At 67.8% G+C, this 20,513-nt stretch carries 24 protein-coding genes; 19 read left to right on the top strand and 5 right to left on the bottom strand.

All coding sequences use genetic code 11. The features are described 5' to 3' along the window. Positions 1 to 43: 43 nt before the first annotated feature. The gene (sigJ, locus tag ACIBKY_RS03975; protein ID WP_397094207.1) at positions 44 to 991 is read right to left on the bottom strand and encodes an RNA polymerase sigma factor SigJ; all 948 of its coding nucleotides are present in this window, start codon (positions 989 to 991) and stop codon (positions 44 to 46) included. Between the two features lie 159 nt (positions 992 to 1,150). Between sigJ and ACIBKY_RS03970 the strand changes: the two genes are divergently transcribed. Beyond that, complete coding sequence (locus ACIBKY_RS03970) at positions 1,151 to 1,813, top strand: DUF2306 domain-containing protein (protein WP_397094205.1); 663 nt, start codon at positions 1,151 to 1,153, stop codon at positions 1,811 to 1,813. Here the strand turns inward: ACIBKY_RS03970 and ACIBKY_RS03965 are convergent. Then, on the bottom strand, positions 1,739 to 2,641 hold the full coding sequence (locus ACIBKY_RS03965; RefSeq protein WP_397094203.1) for a LysR family transcriptional regulator: 903 nt from the start codon (positions 2,639 to 2,641) through the stop codon (positions 1,739 to 1,741). The two genes, ACIBKY_RS03970 and ACIBKY_RS03965, sit on opposite strands and share 75 nt — an antisense overlap. Before the next feature lie 73 nt (positions 2,642 to 2,714). Between ACIBKY_RS03965 and ACIBKY_RS03960 the strand changes: the two genes are divergently transcribed. Continuing rightward, positions 2,715 to 3,386, top strand: a complete 672-nt coding sequence (locus ACIBKY_RS03960) for a hypothetical protein (protein WP_397094202.1) — start codon at positions 2,715 to 2,717, stop codon at positions 3,384 to 3,386. Here ACIBKY_RS03960 and ACIBKY_RS03955 read toward each other — a convergent pair. Further along, the gene (locus tag ACIBKY_RS03955; protein ID WP_397094201.1) at positions 3,383 to 4,606 is read right to left on the bottom strand and encodes an oxygenase MpaB family protein; all 1,224 of its coding nucleotides are present in this window, start codon (positions 4,604 to 4,606) and stop codon (positions 3,383 to 3,385) included. The two genes, ACIBKY_RS03960 and ACIBKY_RS03955, sit on opposite strands and share 4 nt — an antisense overlap. A 126-nt stretch (positions 4,607 to 4,732) precedes the next feature. On the opposite strand from ACIBKY_RS03955, the gene ACIBKY_RS03950 reads away from it, so the two are divergent. Continuing rightward, a complete protein-coding gene (locus ACIBKY_RS03950) occupies positions 4,733 to 5,389 on the top strand; it encodes a TetR/AcrR family transcriptional regulator (protein ID WP_397094199.1) in 657 nt (218 codons plus the stop codon). A 35-nt stretch (positions 5,390 to 5,424) separates the two neighbouring features. Here the strand turns inward: ACIBKY_RS03950 and ACIBKY_RS03945 are convergent, their stop codons facing one another. Continuing rightward, positions 5,425 to 5,994: a hypothetical protein gene (locus ACIBKY_RS03945; protein ID WP_397094197.1), complete on the bottom strand. Its 570-nt coding sequence runs from the start codon at positions 5,992 to 5,994 to the stop codon at positions 5,425 to 5,427. A 175-nt stretch (positions 5,995 to 6,169) separates the two neighbouring features. Between ACIBKY_RS03945 and ACIBKY_RS03940 the strand changes: the two genes are divergently transcribed. From ACIBKY_RS03940 to ACIBKY_RS03925, 4 genes are all read left to right on the top strand, one after another. Further along, positions 6,170 to 7,435 carry an erythromycin esterase family protein gene (locus ACIBKY_RS03940; RefSeq protein ID WP_397094196.1) on the top strand — a complete coding sequence of 422 codons (1,266 nt, stop codon included), beginning with the start codon at positions 6,170 to 6,172 and terminating at the stop codon, positions 7,433 to 7,435. 857 nt (positions 7,436 to 8,292) lie between these two features. Next, complete coding sequence (locus ACIBKY_RS03935) at positions 8,293 to 8,529, top strand: type II toxin-antitoxin system VapB family antitoxin (RefSeq protein WP_397094195.1); 237 nt, start codon at positions 8,293 to 8,295, stop codon at positions 8,527 to 8,529. A 150-nt stretch (positions 8,530 to 8,679) separates the two neighbouring features. Then, on the top strand, positions 8,680 to 8,937 hold the full coding sequence (locus ACIBKY_RS03930; RefSeq protein ID WP_397094194.1) for a hypothetical protein: 258 nt from the start codon (positions 8,680 to 8,682) through the stop codon (positions 8,935 to 8,937). 823 nt (positions 8,938 to 9,760) lie between these two features. Next, the gene (locus ACIBKY_RS03925; protein ID WP_397094192.1) at positions 9,761 to 10,003 is read left to right on the top strand and encodes a helix-turn-helix domain-containing protein; all 243 of its coding nucleotides are present in this window, start codon (positions 9,761 to 9,763) and stop codon (positions 10,001 to 10,003) included. A gap of 39 nt (positions 10,004 to 10,042) precedes the next feature. On the opposite strand, the gene ACIBKY_RS03920 is transcribed toward ACIBKY_RS03925, so the two are convergent. Next, positions 10,043 to 10,639: a hypothetical protein gene (locus ACIBKY_RS03920; RefSeq protein WP_397094190.1), complete on the bottom strand. Its 597-nt coding sequence runs from the start codon at positions 10,637 to 10,639 to the stop codon at positions 10,043 to 10,045. 293 nt (positions 10,640 to 10,932) lie between these two features. Between ACIBKY_RS03920 and ACIBKY_RS03915 the strand changes: the two genes are divergently transcribed. From ACIBKY_RS03915 to ACIBKY_RS03860, 12 genes are all read left to right on the top strand, one after another. After that, positions 10,933 to 11,241, top strand: a complete 309-nt coding sequence (locus ACIBKY_RS03915) for a hypothetical protein (protein ID WP_397094189.1) — start codon at positions 10,933 to 10,935, stop codon at positions 11,239 to 11,241. After that, the gene (locus ACIBKY_RS03910) at positions 11,234 to 11,641 is read left to right on the top strand and encodes a hypothetical protein (protein ID WP_397094187.1); all 408 of its coding nucleotides are present in this window, start codon (positions 11,234 to 11,236) and stop codon (positions 11,639 to 11,641) included. The genes ACIBKY_RS03915 and ACIBKY_RS03910 overlap by 8 nt, the downstream gene beginning before the upstream one ends. Beyond that, the gene (locus tag ACIBKY_RS03905; protein WP_397094185.1) at positions 11,638 to 12,072 is read left to right on the top strand and encodes a hypothetical protein; all 435 of its coding nucleotides are present in this window, start codon (positions 11,638 to 11,640) and stop codon (positions 12,070 to 12,072) included. Before ACIBKY_RS03910 ends, ACIBKY_RS03905 begins: the two co-directional genes overlap by 4 nt. Then, on the top strand, positions 12,066 to 13,382 hold the full coding sequence (locus ACIBKY_RS03900; RefSeq protein WP_397094183.1) for a DNA cytosine methyltransferase: 1,317 nt from the start codon (positions 12,066 to 12,068) through the stop codon (positions 13,380 to 13,382). The genes ACIBKY_RS03905 and ACIBKY_RS03900 overlap by 7 nt, the downstream gene beginning before the upstream one ends. A 124-nt stretch (positions 13,383 to 13,506) precedes the next feature. Then, positions 13,507 to 13,644 (top strand): hypothetical protein, encoded by a 138-nt coding sequence (locus ACIBKY_RS03895; RefSeq protein ID WP_397094181.1) that lies wholly within the window; start codon positions 13,507 to 13,509, stop codon positions 13,642 to 13,644. A gap of 98 nt (positions 13,645 to 13,742) precedes the next feature. Further along, positions 13,743 to 14,126 carry a hypothetical protein gene (locus tag ACIBKY_RS03890; protein WP_397094179.1) on the top strand — a complete coding sequence of 128 codons (384 nt, stop codon included), beginning with the start codon at positions 13,743 to 13,745 and terminating at the stop codon, positions 14,124 to 14,126. 150 nt (positions 14,127 to 14,276) lie between these two features. After that, positions 14,277 to 15,581: a hypothetical protein gene (locus ACIBKY_RS03885; RefSeq protein ID WP_397094177.1), complete on the top strand. Its 1,305-nt coding sequence runs from the start codon at positions 14,277 to 14,279 to the stop codon at positions 15,579 to 15,581. Positions 15,582 to 15,644: 63 nt separating this feature from the next. Next, a complete protein-coding gene (locus ACIBKY_RS03880; RefSeq protein WP_397094176.1) occupies positions 15,645 to 15,779 on the top strand; it encodes a hypothetical protein in 135 nt (44 codons plus the stop codon). Further along, entirely contained in the window at positions 15,776 to 17,530 is a 1,755-nt protein-coding gene (locus tag ACIBKY_RS03875) for a hypothetical protein (RefSeq protein ID WP_397094175.1), read from the top strand. The genes ACIBKY_RS03880 and ACIBKY_RS03875 overlap by 4 nt, the downstream gene beginning before the upstream one ends. Positions 17,531 to 17,818: 288 nt before the next feature. Beyond that, the gene (locus tag ACIBKY_RS03870; protein ID WP_397094173.1) at positions 17,819 to 18,190 is read left to right on the top strand and encodes a hypothetical protein; all 372 of its coding nucleotides are present in this window, start codon (positions 17,819 to 17,821) and stop codon (positions 18,188 to 18,190) included. A 92-nt stretch (positions 18,191 to 18,282) separates the two neighbouring features. After that, positions 18,283 to 18,468 (top strand): hypothetical protein, encoded by a 186-nt coding sequence (locus ACIBKY_RS03865; protein ID WP_397094172.1) that lies wholly within the window; start codon positions 18,283 to 18,285, stop codon positions 18,466 to 18,468. A gap of 5 nt (positions 18,469 to 18,473) precedes the next feature. Continuing rightward, positions 18,474 to 20,477, top strand: coding sequence for a phage portal protein (locus ACIBKY_RS03860; RefSeq protein ID WP_397094171.1), 2,004 nt, complete (start codon positions 18,474 to 18,476; stop codon positions 20,475 to 20,477). The last annotated feature ends 36 nt before the right edge of the window (positions 20,478 to 20,513 follow it).

The following is a 20,513-nucleotide window of genomic DNA, read 5'->3' as shown; positions in this document are numbered from 1 at the left end:
TCCTGAACTGGACAGCCGCCCGATTCCTGACACAGACCGCGAATCACCAATCGCTCTCGATGGGCCGGCCAGGCCGGCCGGCCGCCGCCCACTGCCGCGTGAGCCGCTCAAGCTTGTCGGGATTGACCTGAAGATGGATCGCCGCGACGGCCCCGCCGGGCGCCACGTCGAGGCAGAAGACGCCGAGCACCCCCTTACCGGTCTCGACCAGCAGGCCAGGCCCGCCGTTGACGACGATCGCGTAGAAGGCGAGGCCGCCGCCACCCGTGAACAAGGCCCGTTTGGCGTCGGTGGGCCGGAACGCGTGAAGCAGGTACCGCGCGATCTTGGCGGGGCCCTCGACCGGGGTCCTGCGCGCCGGAATCCGCCCACCGCCGTCGGCCACGCTGACCGCGTCATCGCTGAGCAGCCGGACCAGCGGCTCGGTGTCGCCGCTGAGCGCCGCGGCGAGGAATCCCCGGACGATCTTCTCCGCCATCCCCGCGTCGACCTCGCCACGGGAGCGTCCGGCGGCCAGGTGCTGCTTGGCCCGCCGGTAGATCTGCTGGCAGTTCACCTCGGTCAGGTCGAGGATCTCCGCGATCTCGCGATGGGGGTACCCGAACGCCTCGCGCAGCACGTACACGACGCGCTCGTTGGGCGAGAGCCGTTCCATGAGGGTGAGCATCGCCATGGACACCGACTCACGCTGCTCGGCGGTGTCAGCCGGGCCGAGCATGCGGTCACCGGTCAGAACCGGCTCCGGCAGCCACTGCCCCACGTAGGTCTCCCGCCGGACCCGCGCCGAGCCGAGCTGGCTGAGGCAGAGGTTGGTGAGCACCTTCGTCAGCCAGGCCTCTGGCGTCTCGATCAGCGCGCGGTCCGCCGCGTGCCAGCGCAGGAAGGTGTCCTGCACCACGTCCTCGGCGTCACTGGCCGACCCCAGCAGCCGGTAGGCGATCGCCTCCAGGCGACCTCTGAAGCTCTCGAAGAAATCGGCCTCAAGCGACATGTCTCCATGCTCAACCATGCCGGGTGCCCCCCTCCATCCGCCCCCTGAGATGAGGCAGGGGTGACCCCAGGGCAGTACTCAGGGGCGCACCCGATGCCCGGCCGTCCGCGTCCGGATCATGCTGTGCACATGCGGATCAGCTGGGCCGGTTGGGCCCTCATGACTGTGCTATCCCTGTTCATCGTCTTCGTCGCCGCGAAGTACCTGACCTTCGACCCGGCGGTGTACTTCCCGCAGCAACGCGAGGTCTACGTCGAACGTGTCCTGGCCCTCGGACTGCACATCTGCGGTGCGATCGTCGCCCTTGCGATCGGACCCCTGCAGTTCGTGGGAGCGATACGGCGCCGCCTGCCCCGCCTCCACCGCGCCATCGGAGTCCTCTACCTCCTGGGCTGCCTGGCCGGCGGAATCGGCGGCCTCCTCCTGGCGCCCACCGCCCACGGCGGCCCCGTCGCCGCCCTCGGCTTCGCCGGCCTGGCCGTCAGCTGGCTGGTGACCGGCGCCATCGGCCTCCGTATGATCCTCACCGGCCGCGTGGCCGACCACCGCCGCTGGATGATCCGCAGCTTCGCCCTCACCTTCTCCGCCGTCACTCTGCGCCTCATGCTCCTCGTGTACGGCGGGCTGGCCTCGGCCGAGCTCATCACCCTCGACTTCACCACGGCCTACGTGGCGATCGCCTGGCTGTGCTGGGTACCGAACCTCCTCATCGCCATCCACTTCACCCCGGCCTCTTCCCGGCACGCGTCAAGCACTGGCCGGCGGCGCGAGTTCGGTCGCGACCTCGACCGCGATCTCGATGGCACGACCGGCAAGCGGTGAGTGGGTGCGGCCGGCCCGCCAGTGCAGGTAGATCTCTCGCGGCGGCGGGGAGGGCCGCAGTTCGTGGACGCGGAGCCGGTCGTCGGATGAGACGCCGGCCCCGCGGATGGCGAGCCACGGCAGCACCGCCGATCCCAGACCCGCCCGCACCATCGACAACAAGGTGTCGTTGACCGCGCTGCGGAACACGAACTGCGGGCGGGCGCCGCCGCGGGCGAGGGCCTGTTCCATCACGGGCTGGTCGCAGGTCAGCGGCCAGGCCACCATCGGGACGCCGTCGAGCCGCTCCAGCGCGACCGGCCCGTCGGGGAAGGCGCCGGCGCCCGCCACCAGCAGGTACGGATCGTCGAGCAGCTTGAGGTGATCGCTGTCGCCGTCGATGAGCCCGTCGTAGAACAGCAGGTCGAGGTCGCCGATCCGCGGCTGGTCCGGCTCCTCCTCGGACAGTCGGATGTCGCAGCCGGGGTGCTCGGCACGCAGCCGCCGTACCACCGAGGGGAGGATCACGTTGGACACGCTCTGGAACGTGCCGATGTCGATCCGGCCGTCGCCCGCCTTGAACCGGTCCACGGCGTCGTTCAGCGCGCCGGCCTTCGCCAGCAGGTCGCGAGCGTGGCCGAGGACCACGGAGCCGAGCGGGGTGAGGCGTACGGGCTTCGGTCCGCCTGGCCGGTCGAACACCAGGCCGCCGACGGCCTTCTCCAGCGCGGCGACCTGCTGGCTCACCGTTGACTGGGTGTAGCCGAGCCGGGCGGCCGCCCGGCCGAACGAACCCTCCTCGGCGATGGCGGCCATCGCCGCCAGGTGGCGCAACTCGATGTCGGACACGCCCTCCATCATAGTGATGGGCGATTGCACGAATCTGAACTAATCGCTTTTCGCGATTGATTCCCGGCCTGGCGTGGCGGACCTGACATACCACCGGCTGCGGTGGGCGCTCTGCCTCTCGCCCGCCGTCGGCCTGTCGCCCGGCATCGATCCCGCGCCGTACGCGGTGTCATCCGCGACGGCCCCTCAAGTGCGGTGGATGTGGTGCTATGAGGCCATGGAGACCGTACTGGCCGGAGCCGTTGCCGTAGTAGGAACCCTCCTGGGTTCCATCGTCACGTACTGGTTACAACGACGTGCGTCCGATCATGGTGAGAAGCGACTGAGAAGCTCCCAGCTGAGACAGGAGCGGATCGAGGCCTACGGCGCCTTCGCCGTGGGGGCGACCACCTACCAGCAGGCACGGGCCACGCGGTGGTACAGAGGACAGGACGATCCCCATGGGCCCACCTACCACGAGGCCCGCGCGGCAAGCGACCAGGCCCAGGGGGCCGCGCTGCACGCCCTGTTCCGCGCGCAGATCGTCGCCGGCGACAACGACGTGACGGCCTGCGCCCAGGAGGCCCTCGACGCGATCAACGAGATTCGCCCCAGCCTGCCGCGACCGGAGTTCCACGCGAAGCTGGAGAACAGCCGGCTGCTGCTCGCCCAGTTCGTCGCGCACGCCTCGCGCGACGTGATGGACCGGGAAGCCTCCCCCGCCCTGCGAGAGCTGCCGGAATATCCCGATGAAGCCCGCGCCTAGCCGGGCCGGTTGCCCGTCGGGATCACGATCTTGGTCTGGGCCCCACGGGTGAGGTAGTACGTGGTCCACTTCTTGACCATCTCGTCGAGGAGCCAGGCGGCGGCGGGCACCAGCGGTAGCCCGATCAGTCCCTCACGGAACCGCACCAGCAACGGCCACGCGGTCTTGACCACCGGGTCCCACAGCGGCTCGCGCCGGATGCCGTTCCAGTCGGCGACCTGGTTGCCGGTGAGGTATCTGGAGAACGCGTTGACCAGCGGCTTGTCGATCCCTCCCGGGCTGGTCAGCTCCGCGAGCATGTCCCGCAGGATGGCGTTGAGTTCCACTCCCTCCCGGGTCGGCCCCATGTTCCTGGGCAGGACCAGGTCCGACTGGGTGTAGGAGGTGTCCCAGGTGGCGGGCAGGAACTCGTCCCTGATGCCGAGCATGTGCCCCAGCATCTGCACCGAGTGCAGGTATCCCTCGACCTCGGTGGCGGACATGCGCACCTTCCACTCCCGCAGGCCGCGCATGGAGTACGTCGCCAGGGTGTGCCACGTGACGAGCATGTCCTCCTGGGTGATCGGGATGGGGCCCGACCAGTGGGGGGACGACTTCAGCAGGTGCCGTACCGCCGCGTGCACCAGCCGGGTCTTCACCGCCTCGACCACGGCCGTGCCGCCGGCGCCCCAGGCGTTCCGGGGCCGGACCGCGTAGGCCAGGATGTTCGTCTTGGCGATCCGGTCCTTCAGATCCGCGCCGCCCGCGGAGTAGTAGACCGCGCGGGCCTCCTTGGGGATGGCGGTGGCCAGCATCCCGGCGCCGACGATGGTGAGGACGACGATGTAGTTCCCCTTGAGAGCGTGGAAGCGCGCCCCGGCGTCCAGCTTGGCGGGGTCGGCCCACGACGGCAGTTGACGCGCCTGCTCGATGAAGGCCCGCAGATCCTCCGGCAGTCCGGCGGGCAGGGGCTGGTCGTTGCGGTTCCAGTCGTACAGCAGCCGATTGACCTCGGGGATGACGCCGCGCTCGAACAGTGAGGCGAGCAGCGGATCGGCCACCTCGTCCCACACCCAGCGGGGGTCGGCGCCGGTGCCGGAACCCGCGATAGAACCGCCGGCCGGCCACGTCCAGTCGCCTGCAAGGGAGTCCGCCTGGGCCGGGGAGGACACCCCTAACGCGCCGAGCGCTCCCAGTGCGGCGCCCGAGATCAGTGCCTCGCGCCTGCTCAACTCTGCCATGCTCGCACTCCTTTCAGGGCATGCGAGAAGGGGATGATACAAAGAAACAACCTTTGGATCCGTGTATCATCATCAGAGCACAGGGTGACGAGCATCACAAGACCGCGTTTGAGGCAGAATCCCCTAATGGAGGTGGTCGTGGAATCTGTGCTGTCCGGATTGCTGGAGCGCGCCTACGTCGACGCCGTCGAGCGCGTCGACGACACCGACGAGCTAAGGACGCGCATCCTCGACGCGGCGTACGAGCAGTTCTGCCGGATGGGCATCAGGCGCTCCACCATGGAGGACGTCGCCCGCCTGGCGAAGGTGTCGCGTATCACGGTCTACCGGCGCTTCGACAGCAAGGACACCCTGGTCGAGCACGTGGTACGCCGGGAGTTCCGCCGCTACTTCGACCGATTCCTCATCGACATCGAGCAAGCCGGAACCGCCGCCGACCGGGTGGTCCTGGGCTTCGTCAGCTCGTTGCGGGCCATTCGCGGCAACCCGCTGATCGGCGGCCTCATCGCCACCGAACCCGACCTGCTGGTCCCCTCCATGACGGCCGACGGCGGTCAGACCCTGGCCACGGTCCGGCACTTCGTCGCCGGCCAGCTCCGCAGCGAGCAACGCGCGGGCAACGTGTCGGGCCGCCTCGACGTCGACCTCGTCGCCGAGATGATGGTGCGGATCTCCACCTCTTTCCTGACGATCCCCAGCGCGATCATCGACCTGGACGACGACGAACGGCTGGCCGCGGTGGCCCGCCGGTTCCTCGTACCCATGCTGGAGCCACCTGCCTGAGTGTGGCCGCCCACCGGGAAGCAGAGCGGCATCGGTCAGAGGCGGCGGCACTGGTCCTCCTTGTTGCCGCCGACCACGTTGCCGCCGCCCTCCGGCGCGGGGCTGTTCTCCTTGCACTGCAGATTGCCCTTGACCGTGTTGCGCTCCACCAGCGCCCGCCCGCGGTTGCCGACCACCTGGATGCTCCCGCCGACCCGGTTGCCGGCCGCCTGAAGCCGGCCCCGGTTGGCGTCGTACTGGATGTCACCGGTGACCCGCGACGAACGGACCGTCGCCGCCCCACCCTGCTTGACCTGCACGCTCCCGCCGACCTTGGAACCCCCGGTGACGGTGACGGCCCGCGCGCCCTCAGCCTGGACGTTGCCGATCACGTGTACGCCACGTGCCACGAGCACCGCGTTCCGCTCCACCTTGACCGTGCCCTTCACCCGCGTCCCAGTGAGCGTGCACGTCGCGCCCTGCGGCACCCGTACGTTGTCGAGCGTGCTCGCCCCGATCGAACCGCGGCACGTCCGCTCCTCCGCCAGCGCGGGCGCGGCCAGCGCCGCGGCCCCCAGCCCGAGCCCGAGCACCGAACCCACCAGAACCAGCTTGATCTTGCCCATGTCCGGTCTCCTCGTCTTTTGTCCGCTGCAAGCAGCCTTCCGGCGATCGATGAGACGCCGCTGGCACCGTCATGAGAGACCTCTCATGCACCGAGCCGAGGTAGTGCCTGCCGTACCGGCGAGAGGGCAGTTCGCGGGATCGATACGGCGAGGACCGATCCCTACGGTTGAACGCATGAACAAGCTCTCCCTACTGACGTTCGGCCTGGTCGCGGCACTGGCCGCGCCGATCCTGGCCGCTCCGGCCCACGCCGCCACCGACAAGGGCGTCGTGGCCGGACTCGACCGGTACGCCCGCCCGCTGAGCGACCTGGACGCGCTGTCCAAGATGACCCGCGACGCCTCGATCGTGGGCATCGGCGAAGTGACCCACGGGTCAAAGGAGCTGTTCACCGTACGCCATCGGATGTTCCGGCACCTGGTCAGCAAGAAGGGCTTCACCACGATCGCCCTTGAGGCGCCCTGGTCGGCGGGCGTCCGGCTCGACGAGTACGTCCGCACCGGAAAGGGCGACCTGCGCACCATCCTGCGCGAGGACTTCCAGCAGGCCTACAGCTCCTGGCAGACCAAGGAGTGGCTGGAGCTCTACACCTGGATGCGCGAGTACAACCGCACGGCCCGCCACAAACTCCGTGTCATGGGCTTCGACATCGGCGACGTCCATCCGGACCAGTACCGGCGAGTGATCGCCTGGGCCGAGAAGAACAAGCCCGCGATCGTGCCCGGCCTCCGCCGTCACTACGCCGATCTGCTCGCCCTTCCCGCCGGTACGGCGGAGCGCATGAACGCCATCGCCGCCCTCCCACCGGAGCGGCGCAAGACCCTGGCCGAGAATGCCGAGGCCGCCTACCGCCTGGTGAAGAACGCCACCCCGATCGTGGCCCAGGAAGCGCGGGTCATCGCGCAAATGACCACGATGTACGCCCTGGACGGCCCCGCCCTGCACGGCCACCGCGACAAGGCCATGGCGCAGAACACGTGGTGGTGGAACCGGCAGACCGGCCTGAAGACGGTGGCGGCCGCTCACAACGGCCACATCGGCTACGTCTCGGCCTGGCCGGAGACGTACCCGGTCACGCAGGGCGCCCACCTGCGCGCGATGGCCGGCAAGTCCTACGTCGCCATCGCCACCACCATCCACTCCGGCCGGTTCCGCGCCTTGGACCCGAAGACCGGCAAGGTCGGAGTCTTCGACACCGGCACCCCGGGCACCGGCAGCAGCGAGCACACACTCGACAAGGTCGGCCACCGCGACTACCTCGTGAACCTCCGCCAGGCCGGCCGGAACCCGGCGGTACGCACCTGGCTCGACACCCCCCGGCCCACCTACACGATCCCGGCCACGTACCTGCCGGAGATGTTCACCAAGCCCCTGGCCCTGGGCAAGGCCTACGACGCGCTGATCCACCTCCACCGCGTGAAGGCCGCCGACCCCCTCTGAACCGTGTGCCGCGTCCGCCCGCAGGCGTGAGGATGGCCACTGCCGGTCCACCACACGCCGGCGGGTTCGGCAGCAGCAGGACGGCCGGGGCCGACGCCCGGACCCGATTCGCCGCACCGCCACCGTGCCATGCCCGGCGGGCGCGGTCTCCCGGCGACCCGGAAGCGCTTGGGAGCATCGTGTGGGTGACCAGCCGGCGTCCGGGTTCGGTCGGCGCATGGAGTCCCTCGAACAGATACCGGGATGTCGTTCGGACGTCGCGGGCGCACGGAGCTCCCGATGATCCGGATGCCTTCAGGCCGCTGAAGGCATCCGCACCGGACGTCGCGCGGCACCAACCTGCTGGCGATGCCCGGCTCGGCGGTATCCGCAGCAAGAGCGGCGGACGCTGGCCCGGTCCACGGCCTTGATGCGGCGAACCAGACAAACCGAACCGGCGCAGATCCCAGCACCACCATCGACGCCGGGGAAGCATCCGCGCGAGCCGCGCGCCGATCAAGGCGCCCGAGCGCAGCTGGGGGCCACAGACCAGGGTGGATGGGACTTAACTACGCAGGCGGGCAGCAGGTGGGATCTCAGAAGAACGCCCGACCGGAGGGAGGACCGTCAGAGGTCGAGCTTCAGCTCGACTGGAAGAACGCCCGGAACCCATAAGCTCGACGCGGCGCCCAGCGTGAAAGACCTTGCTTGTAGACCTGATTACCGCCTACTCGACCACGACGCCACAAGCGCAAGAGGTGAGCCGAAGGCTGCGCCTTGGCCGATCAGAGCGATGGCGAGGCGGTTGAGCGACCCTCTGCAGATTCACGGAAGACATCAAGGACATCCAGAGTGGATGTCCTTGACATGCTGAATGGGTGAAGGACGGTGATCCCATGGCCATGGTGAAGGCCCCGATCGAGATCGACCAAGAAGCCCTGGCGATAGCCGCCGAAGTTCTCGGTACCAAGACGAAGAAGGACACGGTGAACGCGGCCCTCCGAGAGGTCGGGCAGCGATTGGTGCGCCTTCGAGCCCTGGCCGCGCTTGGCGAGATGGCCGACCGAGGAGACTTCGATGAGTTCGTCGGCAACAAGGCGGCCTACCGCCGGTGACACCCGCCCTGTATCTCACCGACACCTCCGGCATGTTCCGGAGGTTGCAGGAGCCAAAGCTCCGGCAAGTGTGGTCCGATCAGCTTGCCGCCGGCGTCATCGCGACCTGTCCGGTCGTGGAATTGGAGTTCCTTCTCTCCGCGAGATCACTTGCGGACCGTCTGGAAAATTCGTCTGCTCCATGATCTGTTCGGCTGGGTACCGATGAGTGAGCATGCCTGGCACCGTGCGGCCGAGGTGCAACAACTGCTCACCGAGACCGGGCAGCACAGATCGGCCGGTCCGGCCGACCTGCGCATCGCCGGCACCGCGGAACGGGCGAACCTCACCGTGCTGTGCGATGACCGCGACTTCATGACCCTGGCAGTCCTGACGAGGCAACCAGTCAAACTGGTCACCGATATCTGAACGCCCAGGAGGACTACGGGCGAGGACGAGCCGCGATCGCCCTGCCGTTTCAGGGCAAGCTCTTGACCCGGCTGGGCGCCTGGACATGTATCCGGCCCACACCCTGTACGGCATGTACCTCAGAGCATGCGCCTACGCTCGTCTGAAGCACTGTGAAGTTCAGGACACCCCACCGATGATCCAGGGACCACGATTTCGACGCGATGATGGTACAGACGGCCTCCCGCGCATCCCACACACCACCACCTCTTCAAGGTCGTCCAGATCCGCGACGCTGGTGACGTGAAGAACCGGCCGCCAATGACCTGGACCTGCTCCACCTGAACCCCTCACCCCACGCGCAAGCCGCGCGCCGAAGGCGCGCTCGATCAAGACGTCCGAGCGAAGCGAGGACCAAAGACCAGGGCGGGCTCCAACCGCCCAACCACCCAACCGGGCAACGGGCGGGCCCAAAAAGAGCGCGCGAAGCACGACCAGGGGTCGGGGCCGCGCCCCGACTGGAAGAACGCGCGGAGCGAAGCGAAGCACCATGCTTGCAACCCCAGAAAACAGCCTTGCCCCCCACGCCCGAAGGGCGCAGAGGGCAAGACCATGCTTGTGGAGGTGGCGGGAATCGAACCCGCCCTTCCACATGCTCTCACCTGCGGCTTTACCCATAGTGGCAGTTAAGCCCGTACTAGACCAGACGCAACCGTACGCAAGATCACGCAACAGACCACCCGGTGCCCCCACTGGGGGCACACACGATCTTGACGGAGAGCGGGAAGGCTCGCCACCAATCGGACGATGACGCTAAGCAGGACCAGACAGCAGCATCCGCGTCATGACCAGAGCGCAGAGAACCGCACAAAAGCCACCACGACGCCTCCGGAAGCCGCTGCCCAATCCCGACGAGCAGCCCACGATGACGATTCCCGAGGCGGGAACGTTCCTTGGGCTCGCACGATGCACCGCATACGAGGCGGCCGCCCGAGGAGAGATACCTACCCTCACGTTCGGCCGGCGCAAGCTCGTGCCCACCGCCGTACTGCGGGAGATGCTCGGCCTCGGCAACCCCCCGCCGTAACCACACCTGACGCCATGGCTGGAACAGGCCGGCCGCCGATCATCTGCCTTCGTAGTCCGCGATGGCGTCGAGGACAGCTTCGTGGGTGGACTTGCCTGCGTTGCTCGTCGGGATCCGCCAGCGGTAGAGGCCGCTCGGGTCTGACCATTCAAGGACGCCTCCCGTGGCGGGCACGTCGAACGCCTCGTAGACCACCTCGGGTGACCCGCGATGGACCGTGACGTATGCGCCCTGCGCCCGCCCCACCCAAGGCGCATCGCCGGCCTTGCCGGATGAGGTCGTGAAGATCCTTGCCCCTTGCTTGATGCGCCACTGGCTCCCGTAGGGAAGGGGCATCTGGTCCGACTTGGAGACCGCGGTCACCCGGATGGCGAGGGCCACGAAGAACTTGTTGCGCGGCTTCGTCGCAGGCCCCCATGTCGGCCGGTGGTAGTAGATGCCGACCGGGGCGATCCTCAGCATGCCTCCCTTGTCTCCTTTGACCCGGACGGCCTGGCCGAACCTGAGCAGTTTCGGCGCGGCCGCGGAGGCGGCCGGCTCCAGCGCCGTGGGCCGATGGTTGGCGGTTGCTCCCGCGGGCGCGGCGAGACAGGCCAGGGCGAGTAGCGCGGCGGGCAGTACGGCGACGCGATGCATGCATTCTCCCGGTTTCGATCGTTCCACCTCCCCCGAGCTTGATCACTTTAGCGACGCGGTCAGGGCTTGAGGAGGGGTGACCGAGAACTGCATCACCGGGGCGGGCGCAGGGCCGCACTCCGCCGAAGCAGGACACAAGCGATGGCCAATCTCTACCGTCCCCCTTCGCGTGATCACTCACTCGATGCGACCACGATCCGGCCCACTAGACACTGTTAAAGAATTTGCAGTATTCTCTAATGAGCCACTGGCCAATGAGCGGCATTGGGCGGATGGCTAACCGGAAGGACACCATGAACGACACCCCGAAGGAGCAGCGCGAACAGCGCCAGCCCGCCTTCGTCGGGCTGATCGCGCTCATCGCTGAAATGCGCCCGGACTGGCGCATCGAACAGATCACCGCAGAGCTGATCGGCTGCCCATGGAGCGAACACCTCGTGCTCGCCGCACTGCGCGCCACCCGAGAGGACGACGACCGGCTCCGCGTGGCCGACGAGGTGATCAAGGTCGCGTCGCAGCGCGTCGCCGTCACCCAGGCCCAGCACGATGCCTACACCAGGCGCGCACGCTCCCTGCTCAACCGCCAGGCAAGCGATGCGTAACAACGACACCTACGCCGACACGCTCGTCGAGATCGCCTGCGAACTCGCCTGCGCTGTACGCGACGACGGGCCCGACGCGGCCGCCAGGCTCCTCGCCACCTTGAGCACCGAGGACCGCGACACGCTGCCCATCATCATGGCCGCCATGATCCCCGTGGACCTGTCCGTGGGGGACCTGCTCGCCTGGCACACCGGTGTCTCGCTATCTCCGCACGGTCAGGTCCGGCTCGTTGCCGACACCCGCAAGCGCGCCAATCGGCGCCGCCGCGGGCTCGCAGCGTGCGGCACACACACCGCGTTCAACCGACACAAGGCACGAGGTGAGGAACTCGACGACGCGTGCAAGCTCGGCGAGCGGATCTACCAGCGCAACCGCAAGCGCAAGCAGAGAGCCGCATGATTCCCGGCAGCCTCACAAGCTTTCTGCCGCCCGCCGACCCCGCCCTTCCTCAGGGCGGGCCGCACTGGCGTGACTGCGAGCGCCATCACACCGCGTGTGCCTACCAGCTCGGCAAGCAGCACGCCGAGCACACCATCCTTCGCGAGATCGCTGCCCTCATCGTCAACCTGGCCGACCACGGCGATTCGGCCGACCGCACTACCGCGCTGCGCGAGGTCCACACCGCCGTGCGCCGACTCGGCGACCCTTCCGCGCCAACCCACCCGAAAGAGGGCGACGCCCCGATGCGCCATCTCCCCGAGCAGCCCGGCGTAGTCGCTGCCGAACTCGACCGCATCCAGACCGACGAGGAAACCGAGCGGTTACTCGAAGGGTTCGACCGCGACGCCCTGTACGGCTCGTGCGCAGATGAGGCGGACTTCGCATGCTAACCATCGACCAGGCCGACATGCGGACGGCCCTTCAGCCCAGCATCGTGCCCGGGGACGGGCCCACCACCACGCACCTGTTCTGCGGCGCAGGTGGCGACGTGCGCGGCTTCTACGAGGCCGGGTTTCAGCCCGTGGAAATGGCCAACCACGACGAGAAGTCGATCGAGACCGTCTCCTACCACTACAAGCACGTAGATCCGCGTTGCGTGGACCTCGACCACTACAACATGTCGTCCCTGAAGCCCAGCCAGGTGCTCGTGGGCTCTCCCATCTGCACCGAGATAGCCCAAGCGGGCGGCAGCACCGCCCCGAAAGCGCAGACAGCACTGTTCGAGGACGAAGGGCACGTCGCCAAGTCCACATGGGAGCGGACCCGCGTCACCGCCTGGTGTTTGCTCCGCGCCGCCGAAGCACACCGCTACGACATGGTGATCGGCGAGAACGTGCCCGAGTTCGCCACCCGCTGGATGCTGTTCCCGGAATGGCTGCGCTGCTGGCGGGTCCTCGGCTACCAGGTGCAACTCGTGTCTGTTGATGCCGCCCACATCTCCGGCCCCGGCAACCAGCCCGCGCCGCAGCACCGCCACCGGCTCGTCTTCGTCTTTACGAGGAAGGACATTAGGCAGCCCGACCTGCGGCCGCGCCCCGACGCCATGTGCCCTGAGTGTGGGCCTGTCCAGGGCGTGCAGCGCTGGCGCGACCCCCGGCCGCGCGTTCTACGGGTCGGCAAGCATGGTGAGCAGTACGACTACGTCTGCCCGAACCGGCGGTGCGGCCACCTCATCGTCGAGCCCGTCGTGTGGCCGGTCGCCCCGGTCATCGACTGGGACCTGCCCATGCGGCGGATCGGTGATGGCAAGAAGGGCAAGAAGTTCAGGCCGTACGCCGAGAGCACGCGCCACAAGGTGGGCATCGGGCTGGAGCAGTTCGGCAACGAGCCGTTCATGGCGCTCCTGCGCAAGAACCTCACCGTGCAGGGGCTCGATGCCCCGCTGCCCACCGTCACCGCCGGCGGCAACCACTTCGCGCTGATCGCCCACATCGGCCGCGACAGCGCCGCCCGCACTACCGACCAGCCGCTCACCACTGTGGCCACCCACCCGCACCACGCGCTCATCGCACCCGCGCTGTCCGTGGACAACTCCGAACTGCGGATGCTCGGCCCGGACGAGACCAAGCAGGTCCAGCGGTTCCGTCGCGACTACCGCATCTTCGGCAACATCGCCGAGCAACGCGTCCAGATCGGCAACGCCGTCCCTGTCAACGTCGCTCACTGGGTCGCCGCCCGCGCCCGCGCCGTCCTGTCCTGACGCTGAACCCCGTCACGTGGCCCTCCGCCAGGAGACGGCCACGCCCCCTTTCGCCCCACCGAGGAGAACCCGTGTACGAGACCCGCCTACGACAACGAGGCTGGCCAGCCATGACTGACCGTCCATGACCGTCTACCTGCGTGACTCGGCGACGGGGCAGGACCGGTTCGACGTGGCCCGGGTCAGCCTGCGCCGCGAGCGGTGGCGGTGCGACGAGTCCGGCGACTGGTGCCCCACCTGCGACGCCGCTGCCCCTCGATAGCAGCAGCCCCCCGATCCCGCCCAAGGCGGCGCGGTGCGCGAGGCCCGCCGCCCTGGGCGTTCCAACGCCCGGAGGAACCCGTGAACCTGCTCCACTCCATGATCGACCGCCTAGACCGCCTAGACGAGGCCACCAAGCAGAAGCTCATCACAACGATGAAGGAGGCGGAGCTCCGCGACAGCCACATCGTGCCGCTGGCCAAGATCCTCGGGTACCTCGTCTACTGGACCCACAACAGCAAGCACAGTCCGGCGGGCTACCCCGACGTGTTCCTGCTCCACCCCGTCACCGGCGCCGTCATCATCCGCGAACTAAAGAGGCGGCGCAGCAGCGCCAAGCAGTACCAGCCGACCGAAGCCCAGCAGGCGTGGCTCGACGCGTTCGGCGTGGCCGGACTCGATGCCAAGGTGTGGACGAACGAGGATTGGTTCTCTGGTCTGATCCGCGACGAACTCCTCCGAGGCGCCGGCCGTACGGCATGATCAGACCAACATCACACCGTTTTGCCCCTCGGGCGCCTGTGCTACATCACAGAACTCAAGGTAATCTTTTGAACACCGGGTAGACCGACCCGTGTGCCCACCAGCCGACACATGAAGGAGGGCACCCCCAACAACCGCAAGGATAGGGCGATGAGCTCCACTCCCGTACCGACCCTGGACGAATTGCGCGCCATGCCGGCTGGACCAGACCGCATCCGCGCGGCCGCGGCCGCAGCCGCGGCCGCCAACGACAACGCGAAGACGACCCGCGAGGCGCTCGCGACGGCGGCCTGGACGCTCCACTATCGGCATCGGGACAAGGGTTGGAGCAAGCAGAAGGCGTCCAAGGGCACCGGCGTCGGTGCCACGTCCCTGTTCCCGACCGGCTCACCAGTCGCGCCCAGCGAGGACCAGATCCTTGAACTGCTTCCCGTTTGGGAGGTCGGAGCGGCTCTGACCGCGCGGGACGCGGCCGCAGCCGACCTCGCGAAGCACCGCGCCTTCGCAGACGGCGCTCGGGAGATCCGCCGGACGGACATCGCCGCCCTGTATCAGGGGCACCTCGACGGCAGGCAGTGGGAGATCTCCGAGATCGGAGCCGAGTTCGAACTCGACCTGACCATGGTGGCGGGCGACATCAAGGCAGTGGGGGTCACCCTGCGGCCATCGCAGCGACGCAAGGTGGCCAGCGAGGCCAGCGATCAGCCCACGGGGCTGGGCCCCATCGCCAGGATGCTTGGCACGTCCCGCCTCTACCTTCAGGCCTGCGTCCGATACTGGAGCGACCCAGCCCGAGCCGAGAAGCCGAACGCGTTTCCTTCCGAGGCAGTCGCTGGGGAGGGCAAGTACTGGCCGGGCAAGGTGAAGCCGTGGTTCGAGAGGCTTCCCGCGATGGCGGCAGCGCCCACCGGGTTGAGTCTCCATCGAGCCGCGGCGCTGGTGGGCGAGCCGTACCCGACTGTCAAGAGTGCGATCACGGCGGCGGCCGAGGCTGGAACCCTTCCGCCCGACATCGTCTATGCAAACGGCGCGGTCAACGAGGACCGCTTCGTCACGTGGTGGAGGGAGCGGAAGGAACGGCTGACGGCCGGCACCACACTCGTTGACGCCGCCGAGAAGGTCGGCGTGAACGAGAAGACGTTCCGCACCGCGGTCCACGAAGCAGAGGAGGCGGGCGAACTCCCGAAGGAGGCCAAGGTCAGCGACCGCCGCTACGACGAGGATGTTCTACTCGCATGGTGGCGGAGGAAGACCTCGCCCGAGGCGGTGGCGAGCGCCGGTACCACCATGAAGGACCTCGCCGAGACAGCCGGGCTCAAAGTGGACCAGGTTCGCTACCAGGTGCGTAAGGCTGAGGAAGCAGGCACCCTTCCCGAGGGCGTCCGGCTCGACAGCGGCCGGTTCAACAAGGAGGCGGCCCTGGCCTGGTTGAAGTCCATTGGGCTCAACAGCTAGGCCTCAAGGCGCTACCTGGGCTGGGGCGAGACGCTCGTCGTCTCGCTTCAGCATCATGTCCGCGTGGAAAACGCGGCGATGTTCGAGCGGTCGGAGACGTGCCCGATCTGCACGCGCGTCATCCTGCTGAGCGCGCGCGACAGCGATGAGTCGGCCGAAGCGATGCGGCTGCACCTGCTGTACGGGTGTGACGGATGACGGCGCTGGCCGTCCCCCGTCCTCACGACCTACCCCGCGGCGACTCCCGGATCGCGTCCGGGATGCTGTCGGACTTGATGGCGCTCGCGCCAGCCCTACGGCGCCGCACCCTCGGCATGCTCGCCCCACCTGACCTGGTCCAGATTCTGGCGATCGCAGGACGCGAACTCGGCACCCCCTACGGCGTCTGGCTGGGCGACCCGGTGGGCTTCGTCGAACAAGTCCTCGGTGAATCGCTCTGGTCGAAGCAGCGACAGATCTTGAGCGCGATCACAACGCACAAGAACGTGGCCGTCCCCGCCGGGTTCGGGCTCGGCAAGACCCACCTTTCTGCGCGCGCTGTGGCGTACTGGGCGTGCGTCTATCCGGTCGGGACCGCCTTGTCGATCACCACGGCGACACGTATGCGGCAGGTGCACCGGCAGATGTGGCCACATATCCGGCACGCGGTCGCGCACGGCGCCCTGCCCGGCGAGTGCGACCAGGTGCAGTGGAAGATGACCGACTCCGCAGGCGTCTCCGTGGTGGTCGCCTACGGATTCACAGCGACCGAGCATGACGAATCCGGCATGCAGGGTATCCACGCGAGCAACCTCCTGTTGATCGTGGACGAGGCCGGGGGCATCGGCCCCGTGATCGGCCGCTCTACCCGCAACCTGCTGACCGGCTCCAACGCGCGGATGATCGCCATCGGCAACCCGCCCACCGACACGGAGCGGTCGTGGTTCGAGAAGCTCTGCAATGACGGCTACAGCGACCACTATCCGCAGACGACCACCATCAAGCTCGCCGCGACCGACTCGCCGGCCGTGACCGGCGAGCGCACCGCGGACAAGGCGTGTGCCTGCCCGGCTGGTGACCCTGGCCACATGGTGTCCTCCCACCTGGTCAACAAGGAGTGGATCGAGGAAGCGATCCGCGACCACGGCGAGAAATCGCCATACGTCATCGCCAAGGTGCACGCGAGGTTCCCGAAGGGCACCAAGGACCAGATCATCCCCTCCGATTGGGTGGACGCGGCCGCGGAGCAGGAGGAGCCGGACGGGCCAGGCTGGATACGGCTGTGCGACCTGGACCTGGACGACGAGACCGACGAGTGGATGGTGCGGCTCGGCGGCTGGGTGCGGCTCGGCGTGGACATCGCAGCGGACGGCGGCGATGAATTTGTGATCAGCAGGGTGGTGGAGGACCTGGCGACAATCGAGCACACCAGTTCGGGCGCCGAGAACAGCGACGCAGTCGCAGTGGCGAATCGCATTCTCGAAGAGATCCGGCGCGCCGAGCTGTTACGACGTCGTCTCGGCACCAAGGCCAGAGTACGCGTCAAGATAGACACGATCGGGGTCGGATGGGGCGTCGTTGGTCTTCTTCAGCGATGGGGCAAGGAGAAGAAGCACCAGGCGGAGATCGTGCCGGTGAACGTGGCCGAGGCCACGGACCGGCCGGCCGATTCGGAGGTGCTGCGGCCGTACCGGAAGCGGGACGAACTGTGGATCGCTGGGCGGACCCTGCTCCGGCCCAACGCTGAAGGGGTGACGCGGCTGCGGTTGCGCGTCAGCAGTCGCACGAGGGGGCAGCTCAGCGCGCCGAAGAAGTTCGACAACAGCCAGGGATTCACGTACGTGGAGTCGAAGAAGGACATGCGTAAGCGCGGGGTCAACAGTCCCGACCAGGCCGAGGCGTTGCTCCTGGCTCCATACGAACCGGCGGCGAAGCCGGCGAAGAAGCGTGGCCGCCTCATCTCGGGTTAACGCAGCGTGACCACCGAAATGCACCGATCGACGCTCAGGGGTTTGGATCGGTTTACAGGACCCACGGATCGTTACAAAGATTCTGTCCGGAACGACGGAAAACAACCTGCCCCAAAAGGCCCTCCGGCCATTTACGTGAGCCGGTCTCGATAGTTATGGTCTCTCCGCTGGCTAAGGCCACGTGTGCCACTGAAGTCACATCAGTTACGGGGGATCGACCTGCCGGAACTGTACCCGCCGGTTGGCTGCTAGGGCACCCCCACGTCGCCAAAGGGGTTGATAGATCGTATGACGACAGAAGTCTCCGAGACCACCCAAGACGAAACAGAAACAACCGATACCGACACCGGCATCCACGAGTTCGTTTCGGCAGTCACTGTGCCAGTCACCTCGGAGCAGGCTCGCCGCATAGAGACAAGCCGCCGCAACTTCATGCTGCACGAAAAAACTTGGGTAGTAGGCCAGGACACCTACTGCGACCAATGCAAGTTGCGCTGGGCCGACGCCATCACCGTGCCGTGCTCGGGACCACACACCGAACTCCTCCAAGGCGGCAACGGCCCCACCGTACGACGCAAGCGCAAGAGGCCAGCCCCCGGCACCAGCGCCGAAGAGGTCGCCCTGCGTCAGCGCTCCAGCCTCGGCGACCTGTACGGCTGAACCGGCCGAGTAGCTGGAGCCGTACACAAACCAGCGCCTCTTCCTAGCCTGCCCGGCGACCGTCGTCGTCCCGGGCAGGCAGGAGAAGCAGGTTGAACCCTCAAGACCCGTACGCGCGTGAGGCGCGCCTGCGCCGCGACCTCATCGCCCTCCTCCTGATAGCTGCCGGGATCGCTGGCACGCTCACCGTCGCCTACCAGGTCAGTCCGCTGCTGTTCTGGCTTGGCCTATCCGCCTCAGCCTTTATCGGGGGCGTGCTGCTGGGCCGCGGGAAGTAGGCGCGGTGGCCTTCCTCCCCGCCCTGCGGGGCGCCCTCGGACTTACGGCGAAGTCGGCTCCGCTGGAGACGAAGTCGCTTGAGCTCGACGCCGGCCACACCTCGTGGTCGGGCATGCTCGCCCGGCTGCGCGACCCGCGCCGCGCATGGCCCGTAGAACGGGCCGTCCTGGAGGGGATGGAGCGCGTCGTATGGGTGTTCAAGAGCGTGAACGCCATCGCTGGGCACGCGTCACGGCTGCCGATCGAGAGGGTCCTCATCCAGTCGGACGGTGAGCGCGAAGTCATCGCGGACGACCCTCTGGCCAGGCTGCTCAACGTGGGCGTGGCCAACAAGCTGGAGAAGGGCCCACAGCTACGAAAGCGGCTGTCTGGCCAGGTGCTGCTGTCCCCGGCCGGGACGTTCGTCGAGGTGAGCACCAGCCGACGCGGGCACCCAATCGGGCTGGATCTGCTGCCCCCGGGCCGTACCCGCCCAGTGCCGGGGTTCGGCGGCAACCTCTTGTCGCACTTCGAAACAATCACCCCGGACGGTCGGCGCCGCACGATCGACCCCGAGAAGGTCATCTGGTTTCGCGACCCCCATCCCTTGGACCCGTTCCGCGGCATCACCCCCATGGAGGCCGCCGGACTCAGCGTGGACTTGGACTTCCTCGCTCGCCTCTACAACGCCACGTTCCTGAGGAACGACGGCAGGCCAGGCGGCGTGATCGGTATTGATGGCGAAGTCGAAGACGACGAGATGGAGCGCATCCAGGGCATCTTCGGCAAGGGCGCGCATGAGGCCGGCAAGCTGACCGTGCTCCAGGGCGACCTGTCGTTCATCGACTTGGCCGCGAAACCACGCGACATGGCCTACGCCGACCTGGCACGCATCTCCAAGGAGGAGATCCTCGCAGCGTTCGGCGTGCCAGAGAGCATCCTGGGCAACGCTTCCGGCCGGACATTCGACAACGCGGCCCAGGAAGAGCACCAGTTCTGGACGCACACCATGCTGCCGCACCTGTCGCTGCTGGCGACCGGCTGGGATACCGACCACGAAGACAACGCGGTCTACGAATTCAACACCGACTCGATCGAGGTGCTCCAGCGCGCGAAGAAACAGCGTCGTGAGGAGGCGCGGGAGGAGGTCGATGCCGGGCTCATCTCACTGGACGAGTACCGGGCCATCGCCGGATACGACCCCGTGGATCTGCCTCACACCAGGGCGCTGTACGTGGCGCAGGGCAAGACCCCGATCCCGACGCGCGACGAGGACGCGGTTGCACTCGGCATCGCCCCGCCGGAGGAGCCGGCGGCGGGCGGAATTCCGGAGGGAGAGCTCGGCGAGCGGCCGCCGACTGGACGCAGTGCGGCCGCAGCGGGCGACGACGACGGCGCCGAGGAGAACGCGCTGTCGCGCCTGCGGAACCTATTCAGCGACACCAGTGAAGAAGAGAACAGCGCGGAGGCGGCGGACGCCGGCCCCACGGCCGCCGGGGACCAGTCCGAGGACGAGGGCGTCCAGGTGGAAGCGAAGCGCCCGCGGGGGCGGCGGCAGACAAAGGGTTCCCTGGGCGCCACTCCCTCCGAACTGGTGGAGGCGCTCCTCCAACTCGGAGGGAGGTTCGTCGGCCGGACGGTGGCCCGGTTGGAGTCACCGAAGCACCGCAAGGGCACCCGCCACTTCGTCGCCCAGTACAAGGTAGACACCCGCGTCGGTACGAATGCGCTGGACGTTGCGCGGATCATGCCCGTGCAGGCGTGGCAGGCCGAGGCCGAGCAGGTGGTTCTCCCGGTGCTCGCGGTGGCGGCTGCGGCCATGGCTGGAGGCGGCATGGAGGCGCATGACACCGCAATGACAGCTGCTGCGGCGGTCGGGGAAGAGTTCGGCCGGGTGGTCGAGGCCGTTCGCGGCGCCGTGGAGGAGTTGGACCAGGCAGGCGCGCCGATGGAGGAGATCGTGCAGGCGGTGCGCGAGGTGGACCTGTCGGATTGGGCGACTGCTGCCACCATAGAACTTCCCATATAGACACCACTAAAGAAGCTTGCTAATATTATAAGTGTT

This window comes from Nonomuraea sp. NPDC050394, assembly GCF_044459065.1.
Classification (GTDB): Bacteria; Actinomycetota; Actinomycetes; order Streptosporangiales; family Streptosporangiaceae; genus Nonomuraea.
Note: the sequence above shows the minus strand (reverse complement) of the source record. Positions and strands in the feature narration are given on the sequence as shown.